The organism is Staphylococcus sp. T93 (genome assembly GCF_016743875.1).
Taxonomy (GTDB): Bacteria; Bacillota; Bacilli; order Staphylococcales; family Staphylococcaceae; genus Staphylococcus; species Staphylococcus aureus.
Genome location: NZ_CP068247.1, coordinates 216,132 through 242,969 on the forward strand (window position 1 = coordinate 216,132; position 26,838 = coordinate 242,969).

General features: G+C 32.0%; 24 protein-coding genes. 17 read left to right on the forward strand and 7 right to left on the reverse strand.

Features of this window, described 5'->3' with window-relative positions; translation table 11 throughout:
* Position 1: 1 nt before the first annotated feature.
* Together queD and queC are read right to left on the reverse strand one after the other, a co-directional pair.
* The gene (queD, locus tag JG553_RS01055) at positions 2–421 is read right to left on the reverse strand and encodes a 6-carboxytetrahydropterin synthase QueD (protein ID WP_000941336.1); all 420 of its coding nucleotides are present in this window, start codon (positions 419–421) and stop codon (positions 2–4) included.
* Between the two features lies 1 nt (position 422).
* Positions 423–1,091, reverse strand: a complete 669-nt coding sequence (gene queC, locus JG553_RS01060) for a 7-cyano-7-deazaguanine synthase QueC (protein WP_000446724.1) — start codon at positions 1,089–1,091, stop codon at positions 423–425.
* 350 nt (positions 1,092–1,441) lie between these two features.
* Here queC and JG553_RS01065 point away from each other — a divergent pair, with 350 nt between their 5' ends.
* From JG553_RS01065 to JG553_RS01125, 13 genes are all read left to right on the forward strand, one after another.
* Complete coding sequence (locus JG553_RS01065; RefSeq protein ID WP_000604514.1) at positions 1,442–2,035, forward strand: anthranilate synthase component II; 594 nt, start codon at positions 1,442–1,444, stop codon at positions 2,033–2,035.
* A complete protein-coding gene (locus JG553_RS01070; protein WP_001217785.1) occupies positions 2,019–3,170 on the forward strand; it encodes a chorismate-binding protein in 1,152 nt (383 codons plus the stop codon). The genes JG553_RS01065 and JG553_RS01070 overlap by 17 nt, the downstream gene beginning before the upstream one ends.
* Positions 3,170–3,778 (forward strand): aminotransferase class IV, encoded by a 609-nt coding sequence (locus tag JG553_RS01075; RefSeq protein ID WP_001175781.1) that lies wholly within the window; start codon positions 3,170–3,172, stop codon positions 3,776–3,778. Before JG553_RS01070 ends, JG553_RS01075 begins: the two co-directional genes overlap by 1 nt.
* A 65-nt stretch (positions 3,779–3,843) precedes the next feature.
* On the forward strand, positions 3,844–4,050 hold the full coding sequence (locus tag JG553_RS01080) for a hypothetical protein (RefSeq protein WP_001790169.1): 207 nt from the start codon (positions 3,844–3,846) through the stop codon (positions 4,048–4,050).
* A gap of 87 nt (positions 4,051–4,137) precedes the next feature.
* The gene (locus JG553_RS01085) at positions 4,138–4,848 is read left to right on the forward strand and encodes a 5-oxoprolinase subunit B family protein (RefSeq protein ID WP_000708692.1); all 711 of its coding nucleotides are present in this window, start codon (positions 4,138–4,140) and stop codon (positions 4,846–4,848) included.
* Positions 4,832–5,836, forward strand: a complete 1,005-nt coding sequence (locus JG553_RS01090) for a 5-oxoprolinase subunit C family protein (RefSeq protein WP_000022323.1) — start codon at positions 4,832–4,834, stop codon at positions 5,834–5,836. Before JG553_RS01085 ends, JG553_RS01090 begins: the two co-directional genes overlap by 17 nt.
* 473 nt (positions 5,837–6,309) lie before the next feature.
* The gene (gene ltaS, locus JG553_RS01095) at positions 6,310–8,250 is read left to right on the forward strand and encodes a polyglycerol-phosphate lipoteichoic acid synthase LtaS (protein WP_000098285.1); all 1,941 of its coding nucleotides are present in this window, start codon (positions 6,310–6,312) and stop codon (positions 8,248–8,250) included.
* Positions 8,251–8,520: 270 nt separating this feature from the next.
* Positions 8,521–10,404, forward strand: coding sequence for an ABC-F family ATP-binding cassette domain-containing protein (locus JG553_RS01100; protein WP_000525111.1), 1,884 nt, complete (start codon positions 8,521–8,523; stop codon positions 10,402–10,404).
* A gap of 11 nt (positions 10,405–10,415) precedes the next feature.
* Entirely contained in the window at positions 10,416–12,197 is a 1,782-nt protein-coding gene (gene recQ / locus JG553_RS01105; RefSeq protein ID WP_000983677.1) for a DNA helicase RecQ, read from the forward strand.
* Between the two features lie 221 nt (positions 12,198–12,418).
* Complete coding sequence (locus tag JG553_RS01110; protein WP_000589260.1) at positions 12,419–13,396, forward strand: ABC transporter ATP-binding protein; 978 nt, start codon at positions 12,419–12,421, stop codon at positions 13,394–13,396.
* A complete protein-coding gene (locus JG553_RS01115) occupies positions 13,389–14,903 on the forward strand; it encodes an ABC transporter permease/substrate-binding protein (RefSeq protein ID WP_000180991.1) in 1,515 nt (504 codons plus the stop codon). The genes JG553_RS01110 and JG553_RS01115 overlap by 8 nt, the downstream gene beginning before the upstream one ends.
* Positions 14,904–15,142: 239 nt before the next feature.
* Positions 15,143–16,201 (forward strand): histidinol-phosphate transaminase, encoded by a 1,059-nt coding sequence (gene hisC, locus JG553_RS01120; RefSeq protein ID WP_000663030.1) that lies wholly within the window; start codon positions 15,143–15,145, stop codon positions 16,199–16,201.
* A 350-nt stretch (positions 16,202–16,551) separates the two neighbouring features.
* Complete coding sequence (locus JG553_RS01125; protein ID WP_000197271.1) at positions 16,552–17,094, forward strand: 5' nucleotidase, NT5C type; 543 nt, start codon at positions 16,552–16,554, stop codon at positions 17,092–17,094.
* Between the two features lie 623 nt (positions 17,095–17,717).
* On the opposite strand, the gene JG553_RS01130 is transcribed toward JG553_RS01125, so the two are convergent.
* A complete protein-coding gene (locus JG553_RS01130; protein ID WP_000429014.1) occupies positions 17,718–18,635 on the reverse strand; it encodes a diacylglycerol/lipid kinase family protein in 918 nt (305 codons plus the stop codon).
* A gap of 90 nt (positions 18,636–18,725) precedes the next feature.
* Here JG553_RS01130 and JG553_RS01135 point away from each other — a divergent pair, with 90 nt between their 5' ends.
* Positions 18,726–18,827 (forward strand): hypothetical protein, encoded by a 102-nt coding sequence (locus JG553_RS01135; protein WP_001790641.1) that lies wholly within the window; start codon positions 18,726–18,728, stop codon positions 18,825–18,827.
* A 77-nt stretch (positions 18,828–18,904) separates the two neighbouring features.
* On the opposite strand, the gene JG553_RS01140 is transcribed toward JG553_RS01135, so the two are convergent.
* From JG553_RS01140 to JG553_RS01150, 4 genes are all read right to left on the reverse strand, one after another.
* Entirely contained in the window at positions 18,905–20,410 is a 1,506-nt protein-coding gene (locus tag JG553_RS01140; protein WP_000193751.1) for a peptide MFS transporter, read from the reverse strand.
* 65 nt (positions 20,411–20,475) lie between these two features.
* Entirely contained in the window at positions 20,476–20,721 is a 246-nt protein-coding gene (locus JG553_RS13295) for a hypothetical protein (protein WP_001788366.1), read from the reverse strand.
* Positions 20,722–20,750: 29 nt separating this feature from the next.
* Entirely contained in the window at positions 20,751–21,251 is a 501-nt protein-coding gene (queF, locus tag JG553_RS01145; RefSeq protein ID WP_000930014.1) for a preQ(1) synthase, read from the reverse strand.
* Between the two features lie 19 nt (positions 21,252–21,270).
* Positions 21,271–22,137 carry a DMT family transporter gene (locus tag JG553_RS01150; RefSeq protein ID WP_001068497.1) on the reverse strand — a complete coding sequence of 289 codons (867 nt, stop codon included), beginning with the start codon at positions 22,135–22,137 and terminating at the stop codon, positions 21,271–21,273.
* A gap of 800 nt (positions 22,138–22,937) precedes the next feature.
* On the opposite strand from JG553_RS01150, the gene nrdI reads away from it, so the two are divergent.
* The 3 genes from nrdI to nrdF all read left to right on the forward strand — a co-directional run bounded on the left by nrdI (position 22,938) and on the right by nrdF (position 26,493).
* Positions 22,938–23,336 carry a class Ib ribonucleoside-diphosphate reductase assembly flavoprotein NrdI gene (gene nrdI, locus JG553_RS01155; protein WP_000692521.1) on the forward strand — a complete coding sequence of 133 codons (399 nt, stop codon included), beginning with the start codon at positions 22,938–22,940 and terminating at the stop codon, positions 23,334–23,336.
* Positions 23,299–25,404 carry a class 1b ribonucleoside-diphosphate reductase subunit alpha gene (gene nrdE, locus JG553_RS01160; protein ID WP_000855505.1) on the forward strand — a complete coding sequence of 702 codons (2,106 nt, stop codon included), beginning with the start codon at positions 23,299–23,301 and terminating at the stop codon, positions 25,402–25,404. The genes nrdI and nrdE overlap by 38 nt, the downstream gene beginning before the upstream one ends.
* Before the next feature lie 117 nt (positions 25,405–25,521).
* Entirely contained in the window at positions 25,522–26,493 is a 972-nt protein-coding gene (nrdF, locus tag JG553_RS01165) for a class 1b ribonucleoside-diphosphate reductase subunit beta (protein ID WP_000562498.1), read from the forward strand.
* Positions 26,494–26,838 lie beyond the last annotated feature (345 nt).

The window sequence follows — 26,838 nt, forward strand, 5'->3', positions numbered from 1 at the left end:
GTTACACCTGTTCCTTTGGTCTAAATACGACATAACTTGTTGGTGTTTCTCTTACAAATACTTGAATACATTTTGGTTGGTGTTCGAGCGATGCCAAATTTTCTTTAACAATTTGATAAATTGTTTCCGCTACGATTTCAGTTGAAGGGATTTTGTTTTTAAAAGCAGGTAAGTTATTTAACAGTTGATGGTCAAATTTACCGTGTATCATCTTTTTCAAATGGCTAAAGTTCACTAAGAAGCCAGTGTCATCTAGTTTATCACCGACAATTGTTAAATTAACAAAGTAAGTATGACCATGGACATTTTGACAAATACCTGCTTCTTCACATGGAATGTGATGTGCAGCCGAAAAATTAAAATCTTTATTTAATTCGAATTGATATGGATGCGTTGTACTAGGATAGATTTGTTGTAACATTTTAAAGCGCTCCTTTACTTTCAAGATATTGATTTAGTCCACGTTGACGTAAATGACAAGCTGGACATTCACCACAGCCATCCCCAATGATACCGTTATAGCATGTTAATGTTTTTGTACGAATATAATCTAAAACTTCGAGTTCATCACTTAATTTCCACGTTTCTGCTTTGTTTAACCACATTAAAGGAGTATGAATGACAAAATCTTTGTCCATAGCTAGGCTTAATGTTACGTTCATTGATTTTATAAAACTATCGCGACAGTCTGGGTAGCCTGAAAAGTCTGTTTCACATACGCCTGTAATAATATGCTTAGCCCCAATTTGATAAGCTAGAGCGCCTGCAAACGACAAGAAAAGTAAATTTCTAGCTGGAACAAATGTATTAGGTATACCATCTTCATTATTAGTAATTTCCATATCATGTTGTGTTAATGCGTTTGGAGTAAGTTGTGATAATAATGACATATCTAAAACGTGATGTTTCATTCCTTGATCTTGTGCAATTTGTTTTGCGACTTCAATTTCAGTATCATGTCTTTGGCCATAATTAAACGTTACGAGTTCAACTTCTTTGAAATGTTTTTTTGCATAAAAGAGACATGTTGTACTGTCTTGACCACCACTAAAGACAACGATGGCTTTTTCATTATTTAATACACTTTCCATTTTGTAATTGCTCCTATCATTAATAATATTAATAAAGAGGTTAATGGCATTGATAAGCCCGTTTTTAATTTATAAAATAAAAAAAGCCTATCTCCATAAAAGATAGACGAAAGAAATGGGTTGCTCCTATAATATATATTAAAGGTTTACCAACGAATGTTTGAAATTTCAATGTCTAGTTTTTTATAGAGGGTTTCAGCTAGGAACCTCTGATATTCATTTATGTACGATGAATAGAATATACCATATATTAGTTAAAATCAAGGTCAGGATAATGACAATGCTTTTAAAGTTTTAGCTACATCCAATACATATTATAAAAATAAAACACATTTAGAACGGAGTATACAATGATTCTAGTCATAGATAATAATGATTCATTTACATATAATTTAATAGACTATATTAAGACTCAAACGAAACTAACAGTTCAAGTTGTTGGTATTGATAATCTGCTGATAGAAGACGTCATTAATATGAAGCCAAAAGCAATTGTTATTTCGCCTGGGCCGGGTAATCCGGATGATTATCCTATCTTGAATGAAGTGTTAGAACAATTTTATCAGCGTGTACCTATACTAGGTGTATGTTTAGGATTTCAATGTATCGTGTCTTATTTTGGTGGAAATATCATTCACGGCTATCATCCTGTACACGGACATACTACACAGTTACGCCATACCAATGAAGGTATTTTTCAAGGACTGCCTCAAAATTTCAATGTAATGCGTTATCATTCATTAATTGCTGACGGAGCGACTTTTCCAAATTGCTTAAAGATTACAGCAAAAAACGATGAAGCGATTATTATGGCATTTGAGCATATTAGATTTCCGGTTTTTGGTGTGCAATATCATCCTGAATCTATTTTGAGTGAATACGGTTATCGACAAGTTGAATTATTTTTATCGAAGGTAGGTGATTACTGTGAGAATAGAATATAATTATCGCTACTATTTAACTGAAAATGAATATAAGCAATACCATATTCAATTAAAGGGATTTATAAAGAAGTATGTTGCTACTAAGTTGGCTGATGTGGGAGAAGTGATACACTTTGCACAAGCGCAGCAACGACAAGGTAGATATGTCTCGTTATATTTAAGTTACGAAGCGGCAAAGTATTTTAATCATGCTATGTGTACACATTCATTAGCTAAAGATGATATTTATGCAGCAGCTTATAGTTTTGAAAAAGCGGAAAGCATAAATTCAACATATGAACATCAAACTTCTTATGTATCAAAGTATCATTTTTCATTTGTTGAATCTTCTGAGGTTATGATGACTAATATTAAACGTGTCCAACAAGCAATTGTTGAAGGCGAAACGTATCAAGTGAACTATACGGCGCGCTTAACGGATAACATTTATTATCCTATTAGTACTTTATATGAACGATTAACTCAATTTAGTAATGGTAATTATACTGCGTTATTACAAACTGATGAAATCCAAGTAGCGTCTATCTCACCAGAATTATTTTTTCAAAAAGGACAATTTAACAATGTCGATAACGTTATCATAAGCAAACCGATGAAAGGGACAATGCCTAGAGGTAAAACGGAAGCTGAAGATCAACAGTATTATAAAACATTGCAAACTTCTTCGAAAGATCGTGCAGAAAATGTCATGATTGTTGATTTACTAAGAAACGATATAGGGAGAATATCACAGAGTGGCTCAATTAAGGTGTATAAACTATTTTTTATTGAGGCATATAAAACTGTATTTCAAATGACTTCGATGGTAAGTGGAACTTTAAAAAATAATACAGACTTAACTCAAATTTTAACATCGTTATTTCCTTGTGGTTCGATTACAGGTGCACCGAAACTGAATACAATGAAATATATTAAACAATTAGAAAGTTCACCTCGTGGTATATACTGCGGAGCAATTGGACTATTACTTCCAACTGAAGATGATAAAATGATTTTTAATATTCCGATTCGCACTATTGAGTATAAATATGGACAAGCGATTTATGGAGTCGGAGCAGGTATTACAATTGATTCTAAGCCAAAAGATGAAGTGAATGAATTTTACGCAAAAACCAAGATTTTGGAGATGTTATAATGCAATTATTTGAAACAATGAAAATTGATAATGGACATATCCCTAGACTTACTTATCATACTAATCGCATAAAATGTTCTTCTGAGCGATTAAACTTTAAATTTGATGAACATGCATGGCGAAATGAATTAAACGATGTAACAACAAAGTATCACAGTGGTCAATATAGACTTAAAATCGTATTAAATGCTGAAAGCAAATTTGAAACGATAGTGTCACCTTTACCTGAGAAAAGTAGTTTTACAGCAAAATTTCAAGTGTTGCCCAAAGTAGTTAATCCAACTTTTATAAAAAATAAAACGACAGAACGAAAGCATTTAGCACACAATCATGAAACAGATTTAATATTGCTAACTTCAGAGGACGGCAAGGTCCTTGAATTTGATATTGGCAACATTGTCATTGAAGAGGATGGAAAATGGTACACACCAAGTTATAAAGATGATTTCTTAAAAGGATGCATGCGTGATTATTTAATAGATAGTGACAAACTTGTTGAAAAAGACTTTAATAAAAACGAATTGATTTATAAATATCATAACAATGAGATACGTTTATTTTTGATAAATAGTTTACGAGAGGTTGCCGATGTCCACCTTTGCCTTTAAAATTAGTATGATAATAAAGTAGAAAATGATGTGAAAACAAATTTAAAAATTAAATGGGGCCAAATATGATTATTGTTTATATTGTGCTGTTGTTAATTCTTGTATACGTAAATTATCGATTAGTGAATCGATTGCTATCTGAAAATAGAATATATGTTGTTCGTTTGATAGCAACAATTACTACTGTTATAAGCTTTATCCTTGTATACGCATTAATTCACGAACTTATGCCTTTTGTTGTGCGGGCAATGGATTTAATGTACCACCAGTAAATTTAGTGAGTAGGTAAAATGAACTATTCAATCGATTCTATAATTAAAAATGAAAGTAAAGTAACCAAATATTGAAGAGGTGTACAAATGAAAATATATAGTCAAGGTGACCAAGCCATTGTAGTCGCAATTGAAAAAGAAGTATCTAAAAGTTTAACCGAAGATTTATTAACACTTCGCTCATATTTAATTGAACAAAATTATCCATTTATTATAGAAATTGTGCCATCAGAATCAGACATGATGATTGTCTATGACGCAAGGGATATGATTAAACACCATAATATACAATCACCTTTTTTATACATGAAAGCACTAATAGAATCGATTCATTTAAACATAAAACATGATTTTAACCAGCAAGATTTGATTGAAATACCAATTGTGTATGGTTCGAAATATGGTCCGGATTTAGAATCACTTTTAAAACATTACAAAATCAAGCTAGAAACTTTTATTGAATTACATTCTAAGGCGCAATATTTTGTTTCGATGATGGGATATTCACCTGGGTTTCCTTATTTAACTGGATTAAATAAGAAATTGTATATTAATCACACGAGTAAACAGAAAAAATTCATTCCAGCTGGTTCTGTAGTACTTGAAGGGAAAAAATGCGGTATTGTAACTACGGATACAATTAATGATTGGTTAGTTATTGGTTATACACCATTATCACTTTTTAATCCGAAAGAATCAGATTTCGCACGCTTAAAGTTAGGCGATAATATTAAATTTAGACCTATCAATGAAAATGAATTAGAAGTAGGAGCGTTTAAAGATGTCAATCATAATTGAAAAAAGTGGCTTATTCAGTAGCTTTCAGGACTTTGGCAGAAGGGGATATGAACATGATGGTGTAATTCCATGTGGTGCACTTGATACTTTAGCACATGAAATTGCTAATCGATTAGTTGCAAATGACAAGAATGAAGCAACTTTGGAAATGACTAATAAAATGGCAACGATTCGTTTTACAGAACCTACGCTGATTGCATTAGCAGGGGGTAATGTCAAAGCTTACACTGAGCATATGACTATATCTCCATATAAATTGTATTTGTTAGATAAAGGCGATGTTTTAAAGTTTAGAGAAACAAGTTATACATCGCGAGTGTATTTAGCTGTGGGAGGCGGATTTGAATTAGATGCATGGTTAGGATCTAACTCAACCGACTTTAATGTAAAAATTGGTGGTTTTAAAGGTAGAACATTACAAGATGGCGATGAAATAAAGCTTAAGAGAGATTATACAGCTCGTCATCATAAGTTATTTGAAAACCTTGCTCACACGAAACAAACAGATTGGGGTATTGATGGATACGCCTTGTCATTTAATTATATGTCTGATGTATTTCATGTCGTTAAAAATAAAGGTACGGAAGATTTTAAAGAAGATGCCATTCAAAGATTTGTGAAACATGATTATAAAGTAACGAGCAAAGCAAATCGCATGGGGATGATGCTTGAAGGTGAAAAAATCAAAGCTTTTTATGAAGATATGCCACCGTATCAGACTGTCAAAAAAGGAACGATACAAATTAAGCGTGATGGCACACCTATTATCCTATTAAATGATCATTATACGCTAGGTAGCTACCCGCAAATCGGTACAATCGCAAGTTATCATTTAACGAAATTAGCACAAAAACCGCAAGGATCACGTTTGAAATTTCAATTTATAGATATTTTAACGGCTGAAAAGAACCTTGTTAAGTATAGTAACTGGTTAAACCAATTATTCCATGGAATAGAATATAGAATGCAATTAGAAATGATGAAATAATATTTGGTACGTAGCTCATACTCGAGTCCGATGCAAATAATTTCCTCCTAATGTATAATGAAATAATACTGTGTTTTATCTGCGAAATGTATCATTTTCTAATTCGTTTCACAGTAAAATGAAAAGATAAAGTGTGTTTTTACTTGAATTTTGACTAAAATTACTCTATATTTATTAATTGAGCTATGCTTATTATTACAATTTGATTACAAATTTTAAATTTGTTAATTGAATGATAATATTAAATAAAGAAACTTACACAAGCAAATATGAGTTGTAGCCCAAAATACTTGTTAAATCAAAGTTGAAAGCTACAAATAATGAAAATTATAAACTTGAATCTGAAAGTAATTACTATAATTATGACAATGTTAACTTTTAAACGCACTTATTAATTAACTACATAATGTTAATATCTAATTTATTCAAGTACTTTCGCAAGATTTATTATCTAAATAACGGGGGAAAGAATCATGAGTTCACAAAAAAAGAAAATTAGTCTTTTTGCGTTCTTCTTATTAACCGTAATAACGATTACCTTGAAGACGTATTTTTCTTATTATGTTGATTTTTCTTTAGGTGTTAAAGGTTTAGTACAAAACTTAATATTATTGATGAATCCTTATAGTTTAGTAGCACTGGTTTTAAGTGTGTTCCTATTCTTTAAAGGCAAAAAAGCATTTTGGTTCATGTTCATAGGCGGCTTCTTATTGACGTTCCTATTATATGCCAATGTTGTGTACTTTAGATTCTTCTCTGATTTTTTAACGTTTAGTACTTTAAACCAAGTAGGTAACGTAGAATCTATGGGTGGTGCGGTTAGTGCATCATTCAAATGGTATGACTTTGTTTATTTCATTGATACGTTAGTTTACTTATTCATTTTAATATTTAAAACAAAATGGTTAGACACAAAAGCATTTAGTAAGAAATTTGTTCCTGTCGTAATGGCGGCTTCAGTAGCATTATTCTTCTTAAACTTAGCTTTTGCTGAAACTGACAGACCAGAATTATTAACACGTACATTTGACCATAAATATTTAGTGAAATATTTAGGACCTTATAACTTTACAGTATACGATGGTGTTAAAACTATCGAAAATAATCAACAAAAAGCGCTAGCATCTGAAGATGACTTAACAAAAGTATTAAATTATACGAAACAACGTCAAACAGAGCCTAACCCAGAATATTATGGGGTGGCAAAGAAGAAAAATATTATTAAGATTCATTTAGAAAGTTTCCAAACCTTCTTAATTAATAAAAAGGTTAATGGTAAAGAAGTAACACCGTTTTTAAACAAATTATCAAGTGGGAAAGAGCAATTCACATACTTCCCTAACTTTTTCCATCAAACAGGTCAAGGTAAAACATCTGACTCTGAATTTACAATGGATAACAGTTTATACGGTTTACCGCAAGGTTCTGCCTTTTCATTAAAAGGAGATAATACGTATCAGTCATTACCAGCAATTTTAGATCAAAAGCAAGGCTACAAATCTGATGTCATGCACGGTGACTATAAAACATTCTGGAACAGAGACCAAGTATATAAACACTTTGGTATCGATAAATTCTATGATGCAACATACTATGACATGTCAGATAAAAACGTTGTAAACTTAGGCTTGAAAGACAAAATTTTCTTTAAAGATTCTGCTAATTATCAAGCTAAGATGAAATCACCATTCTATTCTCATTTAATTACATTGACTAACCACTATCCATTCACATTAGATGAAAAGGATGCAACTATTGAGAAATCAAACACAGGTGATGCAACAGTTGATGGTTATATTCAAACAGCACGTTATTTAGACGAAGCATTAGAAGAATATATTAATGACTTGAAGAAAAAAGGATTATATGACAATTCAGTGATTATGATTTATGGTGACCACTATGGTATCTCTGAAAACCATAACAATGCCATGGAAAAACTATTAGGTGAAAAAATCACACCGGCTAAATTTACAGATTTAAACAGAACTGGTTTCTGGATTAAAATCCCTGGTAAATCTGGTGGTATCAATAATGAATATGCTGGTCAAGTCGATGTAATGCCAACAATTTTACATTTGGCTGGTATAGATACGAAGAACTATTTAATGTTCGGTACTGATTTATTCTCTAAAGGTCATAATCAAGTAGTTCCATTCAGAAATGGTGACTTTATAACAAAAGATTATAAATATGTTAATGGTAAGATTTATTCTAATAAAAATAATGAACTCATAACTACTCAACCAGCTGATTTCGAAAAGAATAAAAAGCAAGTTGAAAAGGATCTCGAAATGAGTGACAACGTGCTTAATGGTGATTTGTTTAGATTCTACAAAAATCCAGACTTCAAAAAGGTAAATCCTTCGAAGTATAAATATGAAACAGGACCTAAAGCAAACTCTAAAAAATAATATCTAAACACGAACTCGGATTGATAAAATATCAATCCGGGTTTTTATTATGTTCTTTTATATTATGTTTTACATTATATGTGTTGATAAAAAGGTATATTATAAAGATCATTAGCATAGTCATCAAAGCCTTAACAAGTTTTATTTATAGTTGAAGCAACAATATATTAAATTATGACACTTAACGGTATCGATTTCTTTTGATTTCAAAAAGGTGTATAATGTATAGAACTGATTTAAGTACGTAGAGATTTCAACAGAAGAAGGAAGATGGGTATGGAAGCATATAAAATTGAACATTTAAATAAATCTTATGCCGATAAGACTATATTCGATAACCTAGATTTATCAATTTCAGAAGGTGAAAAAATAGGTTTAGTAGGCATAAATGGTACAGGGAAAAGTACGTTGTTAAAAGTAATTGGTGGTATTGATGATGATTTTACAGCCAATGTTATGCATCCAAATCAATATCGAATTCGATATTCGTCTCAGAAACAGGACCTTAATGAAGATATGACAGTTTTTGATGCAGTATTAAGTTCTGATACAACAACTTTACGCATCATCAAGCAATATGAGCAGGCAGTACAAGCTTATGCGGATGACCAAAGTGATAAATTGTTCAAGCGAATGATGGATGCGCAAGATGCTATGGATCAACATGATGCTTGGGACTATAACGCTGAAATTAAAACAATCCTCTCAAAACTAGGTATACATGATACTACTAAATACATTAAAGAATTATCCGGCGGACAACAAAAACGTGTTGTACTTGCTAAAACATTAATAGAACAACCAGATTTATTGTTATTAGATGAACCTACGAACCATTTAGACTTCGAATCAATCAGCTGGTTGATCAATTATGTGAAGCAATATCCTCATACTGTTTTATTCGTAACCCATGATCGATATTTTTTAAATGAAGTTTCCACTAGAATTATTGAACTAAACAGAGGTAAGTTAGCGTCATATCCTGGTAACTATGAATCTTATATTGAAATGCGCGCTGAAAGAGAAGTAACACTTCAAAAGCAACAACAAAAGCAACGAGCTTTATATAAGGAAGAACTTGCTTGGATGAGGGCTGGAGCTAAGGCTCGTACTACAAAGCAACAAGCTAGAATTAATCGATTTAATGACCTAGAAAATGAAGTTAACCAGCAATATAAAGACGATAAAGGTGAATTGAATCTTGCTTATTCAAGATTAGGTAAGCAAGTGTTCGAATTAGAAGACTTATCAAAGGCTATTAATGATAAAGTATTATTTGAACATCTGACGGAAATTATTCAAAAAGGTGAGCGTATTGGTGTTGTTGGGCCAAATGGAGCTGGTAAAACAACACTCTTAAATATTTTGAGTGGAGAAGACCAACAATTCGAAGGTAAATTGAAGACTGGGCAGACGGTTAAAGTAGCTTATTTTAAGCAAACAGATGAGACCCTGGATAGAGATATTCGTATGATTGATTATTTAAGAGAAGAAAGTGAGATCGCAAAAGAAAAAGATGGAACCTCGGTATCTATTACACAACTTCTTGAACGATTTTTATTTCCAAGTGCAACTCATGGTAAAAAAGTTTATAAATTATCTGGTGGAGAGCAAAAGCGTTTGTATTTATTACGTCTACTCGTACACCAGCCAAATGTTCTGTTGTTAGATGAACCGACAAATGATTTAGATACTGAGACTTTAACAATACTTGAAGATTATATTCATACTTTCGGTGGTACAGTGATTACCGTAAGCCATGATCGCTACTTCTTAAATAAAGTTGCACAGTCATATTGGTTTATTCATGATGGTCAGATGGAAAAGATTATCGGAACTTTTGAAGATTATGAAAGTTATAAAAAATCATTAGATAAAAATAAATCCACATTGAAGCAACAATCTAAATCTTCTACAACTGTACGTAAGAAAAATGGTTTATCATATAAAGAAAAATTAGAATATGAACAATTGATGAAACGCATAGAACAAGCGGAAGTAAGAATGGAAGAAATTGATGTGCTCATGATTGAGGCAAGTGCAGATTATGGGAAAATTAAAGAATTAAACGAAGAAAAAGAACAACTTGAAATTCAATATGATTTAGACATCACAAGATGGAGTGAGTTAGAAGAAATTAAAGAACAACAATAAGGGGTCAATTTATGATGCAACAAACATTATCGCATTACTTTGGGTATGAAACGTTTCGACCAGGACAAGAAGAAATTATTAGCAAAGTATTAGACCATCGTAATGTGCTTGGTGTCTTACCAACTGGTGGAGGTAAGTCTATATGCTATCAAGTACCAGGTTTATTGTTAGGTGGTACAACAATTGTAATAAGTCCACTAATATCATTAATGAAAGATCAAGTGGATCAATTAAAAGCGATGGGAATTCAAGCTGCTTTTTTAAATAGTAGTTTGACTCAAAAAGAGCAACAACGTATTGAAAAAGCATTATCAAATGGAGAAATTCAATTTTTGTATGTTGCACCAGAACGATTTGAAAACCGATATTTTTTAAATATGCTTCAGCGTATAAAGATTCACTTAGTCGCGTTTGATGAAGCGCATTGTATTTCTAAATGGGGTCATGATTTCAGGCCGAGTTACCAAAATGTTATTTCAAAAGTATTTACGTTACCTCAAGATTTTACAATAATAGCGTTGACAGCAACTGCCACGGTTGAAGTACAGCAAGATATTAGAGAAAAGTTAAATATCGCTCAAACTGATCAAATTAAAACGAGTACTAAGCGTAGAAACTTAATTTTTAAAGTAAATCCTACTTATCAACGTCAAAAATTTATATTGGATTATATTAAAACACACGATGAAGATGCAGGTATTATTTATTGTTCTACACGTAAGCAAGTTGAAGAGCTTCAAGAAGCCTTAGAAAGTCAGAAAATTGAAAGTGTTATATATCATGCAGGTTTGAGCAATAAAGAAAGAGAAGAAGCGCAGAATGATTTCTTATTTGATCGTGTTAAAGTAGTCGTTGCTACAAATGCTTTTGGTATGGGTATTGATAAATCCAATGTACGCTTTGTTATTCATTATAATATGCCTGGAGATTTAGAATCTTATTATCAAGAAGCGGGTCGTGCAGGTCGTGACGGGTTGAAAAGTGAATGTATTTTGTTATTTAGCGAACGCGATATCAATTTACACGAGTATTTTATAACAGTCTCTCAAGCTGATGATGACTATAAAGATAAAATGGGCGAAAAGTTAACTAAAATGATTCAATATACAAAAACAAAAAAATGTCTAGAAGCAACAATTGTCCATTATTTTGAACCGAATGAAAAATTAGAAGAATGTGAACAATGTAGTAATTGTGTTCAACAAGATAAATCATATAATATGACACAAGAAGCTAAGATGATTATTAGTTGCATCGCTCGTATGAAACAACAAGAGAGTTATAGTGTTATCATTCAAGTGTTAAGAGGAGAGTCAACAGATTATATTAAGTATAAAGGTTATGACCAAATTTCAACCCATGGTTTAATGAAAGGTTACACAACATCAGAATTAAGTCACTTAATAGATGAATTAAGATTCAAAGGGTTCTTAAATGAAAATGACGAAATATTAATGTGTGATACTTCAATTAAAAAATTACTCAGTAATGAAGTAGAAGTATTCACAACACCATTTAAGCAAAAAGCGACTGAAAAAGTATTTATAAATACGGTTGAAGGGGTTGACCGAGTATTATTCAGTCAGTTGGTAGAAGTTCGTAAAAAGTTAAGTGACAAATTAACGATAGCACCTGTAAGTATATTTTCTGATTACACGTTGGAGGAATTTGCTAAACGTAAGCCTGCTTCGAAACAAGATATGATTAATATTGATGGCGTAGGTAGTTACAAATTAAAACATTATTGTCCAGCATTTTTAGAAACGATTCAAAATTATAAAGCCAAAGTATAGTGAAGACACCTAGTAAGCATTCCTTGTTTTACTGGGTGTTTTTTTGAATTCAAGGTAAAATAACACTATTTCTTAACTGGAGATTACCTATTATTCATTATTTTATTAAAAAAGTTCAAGGATAAATCATTTAAATTTGAAAATTGTAATAAACGTGGTTAAATAGGGAATACATACATATAATCTCGGTTTTATGCTATGAGAAAAAAAGAGGTGGCAAAGTGATTAAGTTTAAAAATGTAACTAAGCGTTATGGCAAACATGTTGCTGTCGATAACATTAGTTTCAATATTAATGAGGGTGAATTTTTTGTGCTAATTGGACCTTCAGGTTGTGGAAAAACTACGACATTAAAAATGATTAATCGACTCATTCACTTAAGTGAAGGTTATATTTATTTTAAAGATAAACCAATAAGTGATTATCCAGTATACGAAATGCGTTGGGATATTGGATACGTATTGCAGCAGATTGCATTATTCCCACATATGACAATCAAAGAAAATATTGCACAAGTGCCACAAATGAAAAAGTGGAAAGAAAAAGATATAGATAAAAGAGTAGATGAATTACTTGAAATGGTTGGATTAGAACCTGAAAAATATAAAAACAGAAAACCTGATGAATTGTCAGGGGGGCAACGACAACGTGTAGGAGTTATACGTGCGTTAGCAGCTGATCCACCAGTTATTTTAATGGATGAACCGTTTAGTGCATTAGACCCAATCAGCCGAGAAAAACTTCAAGATGATTTAATTGAATTACAAACTAAAATTAAGAAGACAATCATATTTGTTACACATGATATTCAAGAGGCGATGAAACTTGGTGATAAGATTTGTCTTTTGAATGAAGGGCATATTGAACAAATTGACACACCAGAAGGATTTAAAAATAATCCTCAAAGTGAATTTGTTAAACAATTTATGGGTAGTCATTTAGAAGATGATGCGCCATGTGTTGAAGAGAACGCAATTATCCGTGACTTGGATATTATGAAACCAATCGATGAGGTTACATCTATGAGCGCTTATCCAATTGTTTATGACAATCAACCAATTGAAGTATTGTATCAACTTTTATCAGAGAGCGAGCGTGTCATTGTCATGCAAGAAGATAGCGTAGGTCAATATGTTATTGATAGGAAAGATATCTTCAAATATTTGTCCCAGAAAAAGGAGGTAGCTCAACATGACTAACTTTTTCGACATATTGAGTGAACGTAAGGGGCAACTCTTTTCGACAATGATAGAACATATTCAAATATCATTTATCGCATTATTGATTGCAACTGCTATTGCGGTACCATTAGGTATTTTATTAACGAAGACTAAAACGATATCTGAAATCGTAATGAATATTGCGGCAATTCTTCAAACCATACCATCGTTGGCATTATTAGGTTTAATGATTCCTTTATTTGGTATCGGTCGTGTGCCAGCAATTATTGCACTTGTAGTGTATGCGTTGTTACCAATTTTAAGGAATACGTATACTGGAATTAAAGAAGTTGATCCATCACTCATTGAAGCGGCTAAAGGTATAGGTATGAAACCATTTAGACGTTTAACTAAAGTCGAACTTCCGATAGCAATGCCTGTTATAATGGCTGGTGTAAGAACGGCTATGGTATTAATTATAGGTACAGCAACACTAGCAGCATTAATTGGTGCAGGCGGACTAGGAGATTTAATTTTATTAGGTATAGACCGTAACAATGCATCGTTGATATTATTAGGTGCAATTCCAGCAGCCTTATTGGCAATTATATTTGATTTAATTTTAAGATTTATGGCTAAATTATCTTATAAAAAGTTATTGATGACGTTAGGTGTTATAGTGATGATTATTATACTGGCTATCGCTATTCCTATGTTTGCACAAAAAGGTGATAAAATTACGTTAGCTGGAAAGCTTGGCTCCGAGCCATCGATTATTACAAATATGTATAAAATTTTAATAGAAGAAGAGACCAAAAATACTGTAGAAGTGAAAGATGGTATGGGCAAAACAGCATTTTTATTTAATGCTTTAAAATCTGACGATATAGATGGGTATTTAGAATTTACTGGAACAGTTTTAGGTGAATTAACAAAAGAACCATTGAAGTCAAAAGAAGAGAAAAAAGTTTATGAACAAGCTAAGCAAAGTCTTGAAAAGAAATATCAAATGACTATGTTAAAACCAATGAAGTATAACAATACGTATGCTTTAGCTGTAAAACGTGATTTTGCTAAACAACATAATATACGTACAATTGGTGATTTAAATAAGGTTAAAGATCAACTTAAACCAGGATTTACATTGGAATTTAATGATCGTCCAGATGGTTACAAAGCTGTTCAAAAGGCTTATAATTTAAATTTAGATAACATACGTACAATGGAACCTAAGTTGAGATATCAAGCGATCAATAAAGGTAATATTAATTTAATAGATGCATATTCAACTGACGCTGAATTAAAACAATATGATATGGTTGTGTTAAAAGATGATAAGCACGTATTTCCACCATATCAAGGAGCACCATTATTTAAAGAAAGCTTTTTAAAGAAACATCCAGAAATTAAGAAACCGTTAAACAAACTAGAAAACAAAATATCTGATGAAGATATGCAAATGATGAACTATAAAGTAACAGTTAAAAATGAAGACCCATATACAGTTGCGAAAGATTATTTAAAAGCAAAAGGGTTAATCAAATAACGACCAACGCCACATAAGATGCGTAACACCAAATTATATCTTATGTGGCGTTGTTATATTTAAATCTATAATTATGTTCAATTTAAACATGCAATAATGATTAAAAAATATGACATGTTAAACACAATGTAAGCTATTATGATGTGAAAATAGTAGCATTGCATTTTAGAAACATAGAGCGATATAATGAATATAAGTTTTTTGAAATTTCAGTTAATTCTAAGGAGGTTGTTTTTATTATGAAAGAACAACTTAATCAACTATCAGCATATCAGCCTGGTTTATCTCCAAGGGCATTGAAAGAAAAGTATGGCATTGAAGGAGATTTATATAAACTTGCATCAAATGAAAATTTGTATGGACCATCGCCTAAAGTTAAAGAAGCGATATCAGCACACTTAGATGAGTTATATTATTATCCTGAAACAGGATCACCGACATTAAAAGCGGCGATTAGTAAACATTTAAATGTAGATCAATCACGCATTTTATTTGGTGCGGGATTAGATGAAGTTATATTAATGATTTCTAGAGCTGTATTAACGCCAGGGGATACTATTGTTACAAGTGAAGCGACATTCGGTCAATATTATCACAATGCGATTGTTGAATCAGCTAATGTGATACAAGTACCTTTAAAAGATGGTGGCTTCGATTTAGAAGGTATTTTAAAAGAAGTTAATGAAGATACGTCATTGGTATGGTTATGTAATCCAAATAATCCTACAGGTACATATTTTAATCATGAGAGCTTAGATTCGTTTTTATCTCAAGTACCTCCACATGTACCAGTAATTATAGATGAAGCTTATTTTGAATTTGTGACAGCAGAGGACTACCCGGATACACTTGCTTTGCAACAAAAATATGACAATGCTTTCTTATTACGTACATTTTCAAAGGCGTATGGATTAGCGGGTTTACGTGTAGGATATGTGGTAGCAAGTGAACATGCGATTGAAAAATGGAACATCATTAGACCACCATTTAATGTGACACGTATATCTGAATACGCAGCAGTTGCAGCACTTGAAGATCAACAATATTTAAAAGAGGTAACACATAAAAATAGTGTTGAACGCGAAAGATTTTATCAATTACCTCAAAGTGAGTATTTCTTGCCAAGTCAAACGAATTTTATATTTGTAAAAACAAAGCGGGTAAATGAACTTTATGAAGCACTTTTAAATGTAGGGTGTATTACGCGACCATTTCCAACTGGTGTTAGAATTACAATTGGTTTTAAAGAACAAAATGATAAAATGTTAGAAGTTTTATCAAACTTTAAATACGAATAGTAAGTGGGGAGTGGGACAGAAATGATATTTTCGCAAAATTTATTTCGTCGTCCCACCCCAACTTGCATTGTCTGTAGAAATTGGGAATCCAATTTCTCTTTGTTGGGGCCCCGCCGGCAAGGTTGACTAGAATTGAAAAAAGCTTGTTACAAGCGCATTTTCGTTCAGTCAACTACTGCCAATATAACTTTGTAGAGCATTGAACATTGATTTATGTCTCAAGCTCAATGCAGTGTGAATGATGAGGTGAGAGTATTCAGTGTAAAAAGCAACAATAGATGATATTGTTTTGTATCAATTGCTTTTTTGCTATACTGAATCAATACTGATATTTTCAGGAGAAGATTAAAATGACCCGTAAATCAATCGCGATTGATATGGATGAAGTATTGGCAGATACATTAGGAGAAATCATTGATGCTGTCAATTTTAGAGCGGATTTAGGTATTAAAATGGAAGCTTTGAATGGTCAAAAACTTAAACATGTTATTCCTGAACATGATGGATTAATTACAGAAGTATTGAGAGAACCAGGCTTCTTCAGACATCTTAAAGTGATGCCGTATGCACAAGAAGTTGTGAAAAAATTAACTGAACATTATGATGTATATATTGCTACAGCAGCAATGGATGTACCAACATCATTTAGTGATAAATATGAATGGTTACTAGAGTTCTTTCCATTTTTAGATCCTCAGCATTTTGTTTTTTGTGGTAGAAAAAACATCGTTAAAGCTGATTATTTAATAGATGACAATCCTAGACAGCTTGAAATTTTTACTGGTACACCGATTATGTTTACAGCAGTGCATAATATTAATGATGATCGATTTGAACGCGTAAATAGCTGGAAAGATGTAGAACAGTATTTTTTAGATAATATTGAGAAATAAAATATATCACTTGAAAAATTTCATGTAGAAAAGATGATGGATAGGCTATAAAGTAATTGTGACTGAGATGAACTTTTATGTCTTAGACACTACAACACTATATTGGCAGTAGTTGACTGCGGGGCCCCAACATAGAGAAATTGGATTCCCAATTTCTACAGACAATGCAAGTTGGGGTGGGCCCCAACATAAAGAAATACTTTTTCTTTAGAAATTAGTATTTCTTATGCATGAGTGTAACTCATGCATTCATATTTTTAAGTACACATTAGCTGTGACTAATGATAAAGAATCGCTACATAATCAATCATTAGTCGTTCTTTATCATTTCCGTCCCGCTCTCAATAAATGTTAGTCTATCTTATTATTATAAATCGGATGAATGTGTTAATCTATGGCAGATTACACGTCATCCGATTTTTTATAGAATTTGAAAAAGACGCATAAACCACTATGATTTAAAATACAACATCAATCATTTTAGTGGCATGCGCCAAAATTATATGTCTGTTTTTGAAACAGGGTAATAGCTTAAAGCTAATAAAAACGAATATAAGGTGCGTTGAATCTTATGATTACACTCCAAACCTAATATAATATCGGGTTAAGATCATTCCGGATGCTTACAAATCATTGACAGTAAGTAACTGAATGGCATTTGGTATAACCTCAATATCAATAGGTGTTTCTAATGAAATTTCGCCATCAATATCAACTTTCATTGCTGGATCTGTTGTAAGTGAAATCTTTTTACCAGGTATATGCTCAATACCTTGAGTAATTTCATTCCAATTCATGCTATCACGCTTTTTAAAAATATCATTTAAAATACTGAAACTTTGTTCATTAAAAATGAAAGTGTTCAGTTCACCATCTTGAGGAGACAAATCAGTCAATGGTATACGACTACCACCAATGAATGGACCATTTGCTGTTAGTATCATGGTCGTTTCGCCAGAATATGTCTTATCATCTATTGATAATTGATAATTAAATTGTGTTGGATTTAGCAGTGTTTTGACAGTTGATCCAATATAACTCAATTTACCAAATATATCTTTTGAACCATCTTGTACGTTTTCAGCGTTTTGAACAATGAGACCTAAGCCAACAAAGTTGAGTGCATATTGATTATTTATTTTAATTACATCGTATGTACCAACTTGTGCAGAAATCATTTGTTCACTAGCTTGTTTATGATTAGGTGCTATATTTAGCGTTTTTGTAAAATCATTAAAAGTACCGCCTGGTAAAATGCCAATAGGGAGTTGAAGGTCATGTGTCATAACACCGTTTATAAGTTCGTTAACCGTGCCATCACCGCCAAGAATAAATAATATATCTACATCTTTTGCATAGTTTTTAGTTTTGATTTCTTGGCAATATTTAATAATGTCACCTTCGTTTTCACTCAATTGAATAGAAAGATGCTTACAAATTGAACTTAATGCTGTTGTAACTTCCCCAATACCTTGATTAATATTTTTTAATCCACTGTGTTCATGGTAAAAGAGGACACCATGTGTATATTTATTTTCCATAGTTTAGCCTACTTTCTAAAAATTGGTTCATTAAATATATATACCCACTTTTAATTGTTAATACCAAAAATATGTTTTTAAATAGAGAAAATGGTAATAAATGAAATTGATTTCTATAGAGTGGGACGAGAAAATATAGTTATAGCTGTCTATAATGAGCATATTAAGTTTTTATTTATACTGATATCTTGAATTTAATTAATAGAAACCTATAAAAAAACAGTAAGCCATTTAAATGACTTACTGTTTTTTGAATTAGGCCAACAATATTAACGTATACCTTTCATCGCTTTGATGATTAAAGGTGAGAATGCTAATACAATTGTTGTAACAATAATTGCAACAACACCTAGGAAAATAAAGTAATTTGTTTGACCTAGTGGTTCTATTAACTTAACTAAAGTACCATTGATTGCTTGTGCAGAAGCGTTAGTTAAGTACCAAATACTCATCATTTGGGCATTAAATGCTTTAGGTGCTAACTTAACAGCAGCACTATTACCCGTTGGTGATAAGCATAGCTCACCGATAACACAAATAATGTACGATAAAATAACCCAGTTAACTGAAAAGTTTGATGAACCTGATGCATAACCTACAATACCAATTAGTATGTATGACGCACCTGCTAAGAACGTACCAATTGCAAATTTTACTGGCAGGCTAGGTTGTTTAGTTCCAAGCTTTTGCCATAAAAGTGAAATAATTGGAGCTAGTAATAAAATAAATAATGGGTTAATTGATTGGAAGATCGCTTCACCAAAGTTTGTTTTCCAACCAAATAAGTTTAATTTCATATCTGAATGTTCAATTCCATATATGTTTAATACATTAGACCCTTGTTCTTGAATAGCCCAGAACACCATTCCAAGAATAAATAATGGAATAAATGCTTTAACACGAGAACGTTCAGTATCAGTGACATCTTTACTTCTAATAATTAAAGTGAAGTAAATGATTGGTAATGCAATACCTAATACTAAAACAGTATTACTAACTAAGTTAAATGATAATGAGTTAGTTAATGCACCAATAACGATAATTAATACAATTGCTAAAACAACACTTCCGATAATAAGACCATACTTTTTCTTTTCAGCTGGTGTCAATGGGTTAGTAGGTTTCATACCAACGCTACCTAAGTTTTTGCGGTTGAAAAGTACATACCATACTAAACCTAATGCCATACCAACTGCTGCAATCAAGAATCCGCCGTGGAAGTTTTTAACATTAACAAAGTGTTGCAAAATAATAGGTGATAATAATGCACCCATATTAACTGACATATAGAAAATAACAAAACCTGCATCCATACGTCTATCATTTTCAGGATATAAACGGCCAACGATATTTGAAATGTTTGGCTTCATTAAACCTGAACCAATAATGATGAAGAACATTGATGTGAATAAGCCGATTAATGCAAATGGTAAGCTTAAACAAATATGTCCGATAATAATAAAGACTGCACCTAATAAAGTAGCGCCTCTAGTGCCTGTAATTCTGTCAGCAATCCATCCGCCTGGTATTGATGTCATATAGATTAATGAACCATAAACTGACATAATTGACATAGCTGTTGTTTTATCAATTCCAAGGCCATTATCTGTTACGGCAAAGTACATGTAGAAAATGAGTAGGGCACGCATGCCATAATAACTAAACCTTTCCCAGAACTCTACAAAGAAGAGTACGCCTAGTCCTCGAGGATGCCCGAAAAATCCTGTTTGAGGTATGTCTTGAATTTGATTTCCATGGGAGTTTTGTTGTGTCATGTATACATCCCATCCTTTCTTCCCCTAATACAATAGTTTAAGTAAATTTGATTGTGCCTTATCAACTAAATATTCCAACAAATCACAAAAAAATAAAAATATTGAGAATATTCTGTTATTAAGCGCGCACAATTAATTAGAGATAATATAAAAATATACTTATTGACGTTAAAGTGCAATAGGTTTCTATAAAAATGTTGTTTAATTCGTGTACTAATATTCTTTTGGTGTACTTTGGTATAAAATGTTATTTTAATGTAACCTATTATGTATGCTAAATGAAAAACACACCAATAAGTTAGGAAAATCAACTTATTGGTGTGTTTATTAAATGATACATTTAACGATTATCTATTTTTTCGGGATATAAATCATGATTCATCAAACGATGCTCAGCCATTTTTTCATATTTAGAATTTGGACGTCCATAGTTTGTATAAGGATCAATAGAAATTCCACCACGTGGTGTGAACTTGCCCCAGACTTCAATATAATGTGGGTCCATAAGCTCTATCAAATCATTCATAATAATATTCATACAATCTTCGTGAAAATCACCGTGATTTCTGAAACTAAATAAGTATAATTTCAAAGATTTTGATTCAACCATTTTAACATTTGGAATATATGAAATATAGATAGTTGCAAAATCTGGTTGCCCAGTAATTGGACATAATGATGTAAATTCTGGACAGTTGAATTTTACGAAATAGTCACGACCTTGATGCTTATTATCAAACGATTCTAATACATCAGGACGATAGTCAAAATTGTAAGTATTGTCTTGATTTCCTAATAAAGTTATATCTTGTAATTCATCTTGTTGACGGCCATGTGCCATATAAAGCGCTCCTTTAAATTTATTTTTTTATTATTTTGGCGTCTCGGCGTGCTTTTTCAAACATGTAATAACTTGCACCGATAATAACGACGTAACCTAATGTTGCATAGAAATCTGGAGATTCTCCGAATAGAATAAATCCAAGTATTGCTGTGAAAATTATAGATGCATACGTAAAAATAGAAATATCTTTTGCTGCTGCAAAACTATATGCTAAAGTAACACCAATTTGACCCACAGCGGCAGCTAAGCCAGCCCCTAATAGATAAAGTATTTGCATCTGACTCATTGGTTCATAAGTATATGCAGTGAAAGGTATTAAAACGATGACAGAAAATAAGGAGAAGTAAAATACTATAGTATATGGTGCTTCTCTTGTACTAAGTGCTCGAACACATGTATATGCTGATGCTGCAAAAATACCTGAGAATAAGCCAGCTAATGATGGAATCATAGATGATGAAAATTCAGGTTTCACTATTAAAAGCATACCTAAAATAGCAATTATCATTGCTGTAATTTGATACTTCCTTACCTTTTCATGTAAGAAAACAATGCTTAATAAAATCGTCCAGAAAGGATTGAGTTTCATTAATGAATCGGCATCACTAAGTACCATATGATCAATGGCATAAATATTTAACAATACACCAATAAGTCCAAGTGTTGATCGTGTTATTAATAAGGGTTGACTTGAAAGTCTGCCAAACATTGGCTGATGGTATTTATATATAAAAAATAATGGAATAAACATTGCTACTAAGTTTCGTGCTAATGATTTTTGAAAAACAGGAAGGTCACCTGCAAGTCTGAAAAACACTGACATAAAACTGAAACCAATAGCCGAAATTAAAATGGCAATGATACCTTTTACTTTAGGATTCAATTTTATCGCCTCTTTTATATAAAATTAACGTATTTATATTAGCATAAAACAACATGTTGTGCATAAATAGTTGAAATTTACTATAAAAAGACTATAATAGACTGTAGCGAACAAACGTTCTGTGTTTATTTGTCGGAATAATAGGGCATTACACTTTTATGAATGTTTGTGTTATTACATAAAACAAATATCAATTCAGTATCAAGCTAATAAGCTTTTTCTTGATTTCTGTTGATACAATTGAGATTGACACAGATTTAAAAAAATCAAGTGATATCTACTAAAAAATTTTTTTAAATTTGTTCAAGTTTTTCTAATTTAGTATTGGTGCCTAGTTGGAACGTTTTACGAACATTCGATTAGAAAATGGCACTTTAAATCATAGTGTGTCTTATGTATAATGAAACACATAATATAGTGTTGGTGAAACGAAAAAGACACAATATCTTGTGTTTTGTATGCAAATGCTTTATTTATGAAGAAATTACATTTAAAAGTAATTTAACACAGAAATTTAATAGTTATTATCAATTAATAGTCATATTTTTAGAAAATGTACTGAGCAAATGGAAGATATCCAATGATGTAAACACTACATATAGTGATTTTTATACATTCAACCCATATAAGCTACTATTTTCTCAAATATAAATCTATGCAATTGGTTTACATTTGAGAAAATAAGTAGCTTCATTATAGTTAATACAATGCTGAGATAACCATAGTAACCATGTTGTTAAAGCATTTTTTAATTGGAATGACTACTTTATTTAAAAGGGTTGAAGAAAGAAGGTGATCCAATGAAAATAATATATTTTTCATTTACTGGAAATGTCCGTCGTTTTATTAAGAGAACAGAACTTGAAAATACGCTTGAGATTACAGCAGAAAATTGTATGGAACCAGTTCATGAACCGTTTATTATCGTTACTGGCACTATTGGATTTGGAGAAGTACCAGAACCCGTTCAATCTTTTTTAGAAGTTAATCATCAATACATCAGAGGTGTGGCAGCTAGCGGTAATCGAAATTGGGGACTAAATTTCGCAAAAGCGGGTCGCACGATATCAGAAGAGTATAATGTCCCTTTATTAATGAAGTTTGAGTTACATGGAAAAAACAAAGACGTTATTGAATTTAAGAACAAGGTGGGTAATTTTAATGAAAACCATGGAAGAGAAAAAGTACAATCATATTGAATTAAATAATGAGGTCACTAAACGAAGAGAAGATGGATTCTTTAGTTTAGAAAAAGACCAAGAAGCTTTAGTAGCTTATTTAGAAGAAGTAAAAGACAAAACAATCTTCTTCGACACTGAAATCGAGCGTTTACGTTATTTAGTAGACAACGATTTTTATTTCAATGTGTTTGATATTTATAGTGAAGCGGATCTAATTGAAATCACTGATTATGCAAAATCAATCCCGTTTAATTTTGCAAGTTATATGTCAGCTAGTAAATTTTTCAAAGATTACGCTTTGAAAACAAATGATAAAAGTCAATACTTAGAAGACTATAATCAACACGTTGCCATTGTTGCTTTATACCTAGCAAATGGTAATAAAGCACAAGCTAAACAATTTATTTCTGCTATGGTTGAACAAAGATATCAACCAGCGACACCAACATTTTTAAACGCAGGCCGTGCGCGTCGTGGTGAGCTAGTGTCATGTTTCTTATTAGAAGTGGATGACAGCTTAAATTCAATTAACTTTATTGATTCAACTGCAAAACAATTAAGTAAAATTGGGGGCGGCGTTGCAATTAACTTATCTAAATTGCGTGCACGTGGTGAAGCAATTAAAGGAATTAAAGGCGTAGCGAAAGGCGTTTTACCTATTGCTAAGTCACTTGAAGGTGGCTTTAGCTATGCAGATCAACTTGGTCAACGCCCTGGTGCTGGTGCTGTGTACTTAAATATCTTCCATTATGATGTAGAAGAATTTTTAGATACTAAAAAAGTAAATGCGGATGAAGATTTACGTTTATCTACAATATCAACTGGTTTAATTGTTCCATCTAAATTCTTCGATTTAGCTAAAGAAGGTAAGGACTTTTATATGTTTGCACCTCATACAGTTAAAGAAGAATATGGTGTGACATTAGACGATATCGATTTAGAAAAATATTATGATGACATGGTTGCAAACCCAAATGTTGAGAAAAAGAAAAAGAATGCGCGTGAAATGTTGAATTTAATTGCGCAAACACAATTACAATCAGGTTATCCATATTTAATGTTTAAAGATAATGCTAACAGAGTGCATCCGAATTCAAACATTGGACAAATTAAAATGAGTAACTTATGTACGGAAATTTTCCAACTACAAGAAACTTCAATTATTAATGACTATGGTATTGAAGACGAAATTAAACGTGATATTTCTTGTAACTTGGGCTCATTAAATATTGTTAATGTAATGGAAAGCGGAAAATTCAGAGATTCAGTTCACTCTGGTATGGACGCATTAACTGTTGTGAGTGATGTAGCAAATATTCAAAATGCACCAGGAGTTAGAAAAGCTAACAGTGAATTACATTCAGTTGGTCTTGGTGTGATGAATTTACACGGTTACCTAGCAAAAAATAAAATTGGTTATGAGTCAGAAGAAGCAAAAGATTTTGCAAATATCTTCTTTATGATGATGAATTTCTACTCAATCGAACGTTCAATGGAAATCGCTAAAGAGCGTGGTATCAAATATCAAGACTTTGAAAAGTCTGATTATGCTAATGGCAAATATTTCGAGTTCTATACAACTCAAGAATTTGAACCTCAATTCGAAAAAGTACGTGAATTATTCGATGGTATGGCTATTCCTACTTCTGAGGATTGGAAGAAACTACAACAAGATGTTGAACAATATGGTTTATATCATGCATATAGATTAGCAATTGCTCCAACACAAAGTATTTCTTATGTTCAAAATGCAACAAGTTCTGTAATGCCAATCGTTGACCAAATTGAACGTCGTACTTATGGTAATGCGGAAACATTTTACCCTATGCCATTCTTATCACCACAAACAATGTGGTACTACAAATCAGCATTCAATACTGATCAGATGAAATTAATCGATTTAATTGCGACAATTCAAACGCATATTGACCAAGGTATCTCAACGATCCTTTATGTTAATTCTGAAATTTCTACACGTGAGTTAGCAAGATTATATGTATATGCGCACTATAAAGGATTAAAATCACTTTACTATACTAGAAATAAATTATTAAGTGTAGAAGAATGTACAAGTTGTTCTATCTAACAATTAAATGTTGAAAATGACAAACAGCTAATCATCTGGTCTGAATTAGCAGATGATTAGACTGCTATGTCTGTATTTGTCAATTATTGAGTAACATTACAGGAGGAAATTATATTCATGATAGCTGTTAATTGGAACACACAAGAAGATATGACGAATATGTTTTGGAGACAAAATATATCTCAAATGTGGGTTGAAACAGAATTTAAAGTATCAAAAGACATTGCAAGTTGGAAGACTTTATCTGAAGCTGAACAAGACACATTTAAAAAAGCATTAGCTGGTTTAACAGGCTTAGATACACATCAAGCAGATGATGGCATGCCTTTAGTTATGCTACATACGACTGACTTAAGGAAAAAAGCAGTTTATTCATTTATGGCGATGATGGAGCAAATACACGCGAAAAGCTATTCACATATTTTCACAACACTATTACCATCTAGTGAAACAAACTACCTATTAGATGAATGGGTTTTAGAGGAACCCCATTTAAAATATAAATCTGATAAAATTGTTGCTAATTATCACAAACTTTGGGGTAAAGAAGCTTCGATATACGACCAATATATGGCCAGAGTTACGAGTGTATTTTTAGAAACATTCTTATTCTTCTCAGGTTTCTATTATCCACTATATCTTGCTGGTCAAGGGAAAATGACGACATCAGGTGAAATCATTCGTAAAATTCTTTTAGATGAATCTATTCATGGTGTATTTACCGGTTTAGATGCACAGCATTTACGAAATGAACTATCTGAAAGTGAGAAACAAAAAGCAGATCAAGAAATGTATAAATTGCTAAATGACTTGTATTTAAATGAAGAGTCATACACAAAAATGTTATACGATGATCTTGGAATCACTGAAGATGTGCTAAACTATGTTAAATATAATGGAAACAAAGCACTTTCAAACTTAGGCTTTGAACCTTATTTTGAGGAACGTGAATTTAACCCAATCATTGAGAATGCCTTAGATACAACAACTAAAAACCATGACTTCTTCTCAGTAAAAGGTGATGGTTATGTATTAGCATTAAACGTAGAAGCATTACAAGATGATGACTTTGTATTTGACAACAAATAACAATTAAATTAAAAGACCTTCACATGTAAAGGGAAATAGCGATTCGTTTCGTCTTGTCTCCTACATGTTGAAGGTCTTTTTTTATGTGTATCTAACTCATTATGAGTCTGAGTAAGAAATCAATGCTCTAAGATGTACAATGCTATTTATATTGGCAGTAGTTGGCGGGGCCCCAACACAGAAGCAGGCGGAAAGTCAGCTAACAATATTGTGCAAGTTGGCGGGGCCCCAACATAGAAGCAGGCGGAAAGTCAGCTAACAATAATGTGCAAGTTGGCGGGGCCCCAACATAAAAGCAGGCGGAAAGTCAGCTAACAATATTGTGCAAGTTCGGGCGGGGCCCCA